The organism is Christensenella sp., assembly GCF_034927525.1.
Taxonomy (GTDB): domain Bacteria; phylum Bacillota; class Clostridia; order Christensenellales; family Christensenellaceae; genus Christensenella.
In genome coordinates this window covers 1-7,197 of sequence record NZ_JAYFPU010000296.1, presented here as the reverse complement: position 1 = coordinate 7,197, position 7,197 = coordinate 1, and the positions used below count along the sequence as shown (strand labels likewise).

Annotated in this window: 7 protein-coding genes and 1 pseudogene; all 8 read left to right on the top strand. The window is 49.9% G+C overall.

What is annotated here, in order from left to right:
* Nucleotides 1-351, top strand: a pseudogene (locus VB081_RS11950) (carbohydrate kinase); the annotation flags it as partial.
* A 55-nt stretch (nt 352-406) separates the two neighbouring features.
* The gene (locus VB081_RS11945) at nt 407-1,513 is read left to right on the top strand and encodes an autoinducer 2 ABC transporter substrate-binding protein (RefSeq protein ID WP_323401026.1); all 1,107 of its coding nucleotides are present in this window, start codon (nt 407-409) and stop codon (nt 1,511-1,513) included.
* Nucleotides 1,514-1,607: 94 nt separating this feature from the next.
* Nucleotides 1,608-3,146, top strand: a complete 1,539-nt coding sequence (locus VB081_RS11940; protein ID WP_323401025.1) for a sugar ABC transporter ATP-binding protein — start codon at nt 1,608-1,610, stop codon at nt 3,144-3,146.
* Entirely contained in the window at nt 3,143-4,168 is a 1,026-nt protein-coding gene (locus tag VB081_RS11935; protein WP_323401024.1) for an ABC transporter permease, read from the top strand. Before VB081_RS11940 ends, VB081_RS11935 begins: the two co-directional genes overlap by 4 nt.
* A gap of 18 nt (nt 4,169-4,186) precedes the next feature.
* Complete coding sequence (locus tag VB081_RS11930) at nt 4,187-5,224, top strand: ABC transporter permease (protein ID WP_323401023.1); 1,038 nt, start codon at nt 4,187-4,189, stop codon at nt 5,222-5,224.
* Nucleotides 5,225-5,234: 10 nt separating this feature from the next.
* The gene (locus VB081_RS11925; protein ID WP_323401022.1) at nt 5,235-5,795 is read left to right on the top strand and encodes an SIS domain-containing protein; all 561 of its coding nucleotides are present in this window, start codon (nt 5,235-5,237) and stop codon (nt 5,793-5,795) included.
* Nucleotides 5,796-5,803: 8 nt separating this feature from the next.
* Entirely contained in the window at nt 5,804-6,802 is a 999-nt protein-coding gene (locus tag VB081_RS11920; protein WP_323401021.1) for a dihydroxyacetone kinase subunit DhaK, read from the top strand.
* A 15-nt stretch (nt 6,803-6,817) separates the two neighbouring features.
* Nucleotides 6,818-7,197: dihydroxyacetone kinase family protein (locus VB081_RS11915; RefSeq protein ID WP_323401020.1), on the top strand; the 380-nt coding region annotated here is incomplete at its 3' end.

Below are 7,197 nucleotides of genomic sequence, written 5' to 3'. Positions count from 1 at the left end.
ATGAACATGCCGCTCATCATGGGCGAAGGCGGCGCGCAAAGCAGGATATGGAGGCAGATCATATCCGACGCTCTCGGCATCCCCGGTATTTACATGAGCAACTCGATGGGCGCACCGGTGGGCGACGCGATCCTCGCGGGCGTGGGCGCAGGCGTATTTAAGGATTGCAACGTAGTAAAAGACTGGGTCAAGCTTTCGGATGAAACAGAGCCGGACGCGAAGAACCATGAAATATACAATGATATGTACAAGATATACCGCGAGCTTTATGAGCAGGTCAAGGACAGCTACAAGGACCTTGTGCCGCTGGTCAAAAAGATCGACGCCCGCAAACAAGACAAAGATAATTAATGCAAGTTTTTAATATTTTACTGTAAGGTAAAAAAAAGAAAATGGAGGAAAAGAAATGAAAAAAGTAGTTAGTCTCATCGTAGTAGTGTTGATGGCAGTTGCGATCTTCGCAGGCTGTACAGCAGCTCCGGCTGCATCCGACTCCGCGGCTCCGGCTGCATCGGAATCTGCGGCTGCATCTGAATCGGCAGACGCTCCGGCGGCGTCCGAATCCGCAGCGGCTGGTGCTGCAACGGACAAAGAGAACAAGGACATCACGATCGTTATGGTGGCAAAGCATGAAGGTATTACATGGTTTGACGACATGAGAATCGGTGTTGACCAGTTCGCGGCGGACACAGGCGTAAATGCTTACCAGATCGCTCCGGAAGGCGGCGACCCGGCAAAACAGCTGCAGATGGTCGAAGACCTGATCGCGCAGGGTGTTGACGCAATCTGTGTTGTTCCGAATGACGCACAGTCCATGATCCCGGCTCTTGACAAAGCAAGAGAAGCTGGCATCGTTGTTATCTCTCACGAAGGCCCGGACATCTTAGACCACGTTGACTATGATCTGGAAGCAATCGATAATGCAGAACAGGGCAAACTGTTTGGCGAAAACCTTGCAAAACAGATGGACGGCAAAGGCAAATTTGCTTCCTTCGTAGGCATGCTGACAATGGTTCCGCACATGGAATGGTGGCAGGGCGCAGTTGATTATCTGGCTGAAAACTATCCGGAAATCGAATGCATCACACCCGAACCGTACGAAGACAAAAACGACAACCAGATCGCATATGACAAGGCTCTTGAAGTTCTGAAAGCGACGCCTGACATCAAAGGCTTCACGGACAGCGCAGCTTCGGGCGCTGGTATCGCCCAGGCTCTGCAGGAAAGAGGCAGACAGGATATCGCTCTTGTCAGCACAGCAGTTCCGTCTCAGGCGGGTGCTTACATCGAAGATGGTTCCATGGATGTAGGTCTGTGCTGGAGACCGGCAGATGCTGGTTATGTTACATGCGAAATCGCTCTTAAAGTTCTGAAGGGCGAAGAGATCAAAGACGGTATGGCTTTTGACAAAGCTGGCTACGAAAAGGTTGCTGTAGACGGGACTGCTATCGTTGCGAATGCTCCGATCGTATTCACGAAAGATAACCTTCACGACGAAGCGGTTTATTTCTAAGCAAAAAGCAAAATTGGCGTAAGGCCAATGACCGGTTGTTCTGCTGCCCCGCTTGGGGGCAGCAGAACAATTTTGTTAAGGAGGAGGGCTAATAGTGGATAATAAAGTTTTGGTGGCGGAGCACATCAGTAAAAGCTATGTCGGCGTACAGGCGCTCGACGATGTCAGCGTTACCATAAAACAAGGTGAAGTGAAATGTTTGGCCGGAGAAAACGGAAGCGGGAAATCTACTTTTGTTAAGATCATTGCAGGAATCGAACCGGCGGACAGCGGGGATATTTATATCAGTGGGGAAAAACAGTTAAAATCGAACGCGATCAGCGCAATCAATGCCGGCGTACAGGTAATTTATCAGGATTTATCATTGTTTTCCAATATGACGGTGGCGGAGAACATCGCGCTCAATAAAATGATCAAGGAAAAAAAGAGCCTGATCGACAAGAAAGAGATCAAAAGGATCGCAATAGAATCATTAAAAAAGATCGGCGTAACGATGGACCTTGACGCAAAGGTGCAGACGGTGTCGATCGCCAACAGGCAGATCATTGCGATTTGCCGCGCGCTTGCTCTCGACGCGAAAATCCTCTTTATGGACGAGCCGACGACGGCGCTCACAAAATCTGAAATTGAGAAATTACTTGAAATTGTAAATATGTTGAGGGAAAAAGGTCTTGCGATCGTATTTATCAGTCATAAGCTTGACGAGGTGATGTCGGTTGCCGACTCCATCACGGTTTTCCGTGACGGAAAACAGGTTGCGGATATTGAAAAAGATGATATCGACCGCATGAAACTTATCTATTATATGACGGGACGTGAGATCGAGTATTCGCGGTACTCGCGTACCAATACGGATACGGACAACCTTCTGGAGCTTAGGGGATTATCCAAATCCAAGCAATTTGAAAACATCAATCTGGCAGTCCGCCCGGGCGACATTATGGGACTCACAGGGCTTCTTGGGTCGGGCAGGACAGAGCTTGCGCTTTCGATATTCGGGCTTAATCCGGTCGATGCGGGGCAGATTTATTTCAACGGAAAAGAAACAAAGATATCGAGCCCTGTCGACGCGGTCAAAAAGGGCATTGCGCTTTTGCCGGAAGACAGAAGCACACAGGGCCTGCTGCTCGACAAGGACCTGACGGACAATGTTTCGTCTGCGGCGTTTGACAAGGTCACCAATAAGATGGGGATATTGCACGAAGGAAGCAGACTGGAACTTGCGGATCAGTCTATCAAACGTTTTAAGGTAAAGATTCCCAATGCGCAGACAAAGATCAAAACGCTTTCCGGCGGAAACCAGCAGAAGGTCGTTTTAGGAAAATGGGTCGCGACGGAACCGAAGCTGTTTATTTTGGACAGCCCTACAGTCGGCGTAGATATCGGATCGAAATCTGAAATTTATGAACAGATACAGAAGCTGGCGCATGAAGGTCTTGCGATCATTCTGATTTCAGACGAAATCGAGGAGATCGTGGCGAATTGCAACCGCGTATCCGTTATGTTTAAGGGCGAGATCGTCAAGGAATTTGACGATGAGGCAATGAAGGACGATCAGATCGAGACAAAGATCATGGACGTTATCAATAATCTTCATTTGCAAACGAAGAGTGGGGAGAGTGAAGCGGTATGATGGCAAAAGCAAATGCAGTCAAAGAGAAAAAGGGATTAACGACAGAGCTATTTTTGGTCTTTATCATTGTAGCGTACTGTATCATCGTTTCGATCGTGAACCCTGAGTTTTTGAATGCTGCAACACTGTTTGATATGGTGAAATCCGCAGCACCGACCATGGTCGTCGCGATGGGGCTTCTGCTCGTCGTGATATCAGGCGGCATCGACGTATCGTTTACCGCGATCGCGATCTTTGGCGGGTATGTGGCGACAACAACGCTGATGGCAACGGGTGTAAACAATATTTTAGTCGCGTTTTTGATCTCATGTGCGGTTGGCCTGGTATTGGGGCTGATCAACGCGGTACTGATTCATGTAACGAAGATGGAGCCCTTTATTATTACGCTGGCAACATCCGGTCTGTATCAGGGATTCCTTCTGACGTTCATTGGCACGAAGAACATCGGCTCGGTCGATATCCCGAAAGCGATCACAGAATTCGGCAATGCCAAGCTGTTTGCCTTTAAGGATGCGTTCGGCAGTGAGGTAGGATTATCTGTCTTTATTATCATCATTGTCGCCGTCATCTTGTTGACATGGTTCATCCTGCACAGGACAATGCTCGGAAAGAGCATTTTCGCGCTGGGATGTTCTCCGGAGGCGGCACGCAGAGCAGGCTTCAACATTTGGAAGACACATTTGTTCGTATATGGATATATGGGCGTTTTGAGCGGCATCATGGGTATGCTCTACATCGCTGGTATCAACGCGTGTAACCCGGTTACGCTGGTTGGAACGGAGCTTACGATCGTCGCTGCGGTCATTATCGGCGGAGCGAGGGTTTCCGGTGGACAGGGCACCATCTTAGGTACGATCCTCGGTGTGGTGATCATGTATCTGCTGAACACGACTCTTATCTTCTTAGGGCTTTCCTCTTCCTGGAACGATTTGTTCTTGGGCGTCATACTGATCTTCAGTATCGTTATGACATCCTGGCAGGAAAGAAAGAAAAACAGGAAGATGTTTATCTTCACAGAATAAGAGGAGGGAGGAAAAATTATGCTTAAATTAAAAACGTTATTGAGAAAAGATTTGAATTTCAGCATCCTGATTTTTGTCACGATAGGCATTATGATCGCGATGGCAGTGGTGCTGGGAGACAAAATGTATAATGAGAGAAACCTCTCGAGTATGGCGTTCCAGATTTCAGAATTTGCTGTGCTTTCCTTGGGAATGGGGCTTGCGATGCTTCTTGGGGGCATTGACCTTTCCATTGTTGCAAACGCAAACCTGGCCGGCATCTGTGCGGCATTTGTGATGACGAACGAAGGCCTGATGGCGTCGCTTGGCGTCAATGGATGCATCGTGCTGGCGGTCATCGTTGCCATCGTGGTAGCGACCGTGTGTGGTGCGTTCAACGGTACGCTGATCACGAAATTCTCTGTGAACCCGATCGTTGCGACACTGGGCACAATGATCCTTTACAACGGGATCAGCATGGCGGCTACGGGCGGCAAAGGGCTTACGGGATTTCCGAAAGAATTCACCTCGTTCGGTACGGCTGAACTGGGGGGCGTCCCGGCGGTATTCATTCTATTCCTTGTGACGGCGATCGTACTGATGTTCGTTATGGGGCGCACGGGATTTGGTAAAAAGGTATATATGATCGGCGAGAACCATACGGCAGCACGCTTTTCCGCCATCAACAACGAAAAAGACGTGATTATCATCTATGCAATGGCAGGATTGATGGCAGGTATCGCAGGGCTTATGATCATTGCGCGCGTTAACTCGGCAAAGGTCGGCTATGGCGACACATACCTCCTGCAGGCGATTCTGGTCTGCGTTCTTGGCGGCATCAGCCCGTCCGGCGGTAAAGGAAAGATACTCGGTATCATCCTTGCGCTGATCTCGATACAGGTGTTGCAGAGTGCGTTTACACTGTGGCAGTTCACGCCGTACGCAAAGAAGATGATCTGGGGTCTGATGTTGATCGGAATCTTGTTCCTCAACAAGCTGGTCGACTCGATGGACATCAAGAGGCAGAAAAAGCTTTTGCATCAGCAGCTTAATAAGCAGGCTACGGCAAACGAGTGAGGAGTAAATCATGGATTTTCATGAGCTGGGTTCAAAAATAATCGAAGAATACAGGGATGTATTTTCAAGGATAGACGATGATATGATCGATGCGTTCATTGGTGAGATCAATGCGCATGACAGACTGTTTTTCATCGGCGTGGGGCGCGAGGGAATGATGACGCGTGCCTTTGCGATGCGAATGACGCACATGGGCAAGGAAGTCCACTGGATATGGGACGACACGACGCCGGGGATTGGCAAGGGCGATCTGCTTGTAGCAACGATCGGCGGCGGAGACATCGGACATATCCGCTATGTGTGCGAGAGGGCAAAGGAAAACGGGGCGAGGATACTGATCATTACAGGATCGCCCAGCGGAGCCGCGGTAAAGCTTGCGGACTTCGTGCTCTTTATCCCAGGGCAGGTATATGGCGGAAAAGACGATGTAGCGCCGTCTGTACAGCCGATGGGAAACCTCTTTGAACAGAGTCTGCTCATTGTTCTTGACATGATCTGCATCAAAATGGTTGACGAGAATCCGGATATCACTTACGAAAAAATGGAAAAACGGCACAGAAACGTAGAATGAGGTAAGATATGCAAAGAATTTTGAAAGACGCGGACAGAATGGTCGAGGATATGCTGGAAGGCTATCTTAAGGCCAACGCTTTCGCTGTGGAAGCGACAGACGACCCGCGCGTGATAAAATCCACGTGTCAGTATGACAGCGGGAAAGTCGGCGTGGTTACGGGCGGTGGCTCGGGCCACGAGCCTGCGTTCCTCGGATATGTGGGAAAAAATATGCTGGATGCAGTTGCGGTAGGGGAGATTTTTTCTTCCCCTACGGCGAAATCCTTTTTCAATGCGATCAAGGAAGCAGACCGCGGCAATGGTGTGGCATGCCTTTACGGAAACTATGCAGGCGACAACATGAACGTGAAAATGGCGGTCAGGATGGCGCAAAAAGAGGGCATCACCGTTAAAACAGTGGTGGCAAACGACGACGTTGCTTCTGCGCCAAAAGACGAGCAGCAGAAAAGACGCGGCGTTGCGGGCGAGATCATGATGTGGAAATGCGGCGGCGCTATGGCGGCGAAAGGTGCGAGCCTTGATGAAGTGATACGTGTGGCGCAAAAAGCAGTCGATAATACAAAGAGCATCGGCATCGGCCTGACCTCGTGCACAATCCCTGCGGTCGGGCATCCGAACTTCACCATTGCGGACGGTATGATGGAATTGGGCATCGGTCACCACGGCGAAGCGGGCGTGGACGTTGCAAAGGTAGAAACAGCGGACAAGATCGCGCAGCGTATGTGGGATATCATCAAAAACGAAGCTTTCTTTGCGGCAGGCGACGAGGTCGTGGTACTTGTTTCCGGCCTGGGCGCAACGCCGGTCATGGAACAGTATATCCTCTTTGGCGAAGCGGCCAGCCTGATCGAAAAAGACGGGATCAATATCCATCGCAGCTACGTGGGAAACCTGTTTACTTCGCTTGAGATGATGGGCGCAACGCTTACGGTGATGAAGCTTGACAACGAGCTGAAGGAATTGATGGACATGGAGGCTTCGTGCAGCGGGCTTGTAAGTCTGTAGGTTTGAAAGGAAAAAATGATGGAACAGTTTAAAAACAGCGACGGCAAGGTGATTGTCGAAAAGATGATAAAGGTCATCCAGGAAAATAAGGATTATCTGGGTACCGTGGACGGCGCGATTGGCGACGGCGATCATGGGATCAACATGAACAAGGGATTCACGATCTGTGCAGAGCGCATCGCGGATCAGGATTGCACATTCTCCGAGGCATTGATCACACTGGGAGACGTTCTGCTTTCGGAGATCGGCGGCTCTATGGGGCCGATCTATGGCACGTTGTTCATCGAAATGGGCGAGACATCGCAGGACGCAGAAACGATCGACAGCGCATTGTTCCTAGAAATGGTGAAAAACGCGGTAGCGGGACTGAGCGAGCTGGTTGACGCGCGTGTCGG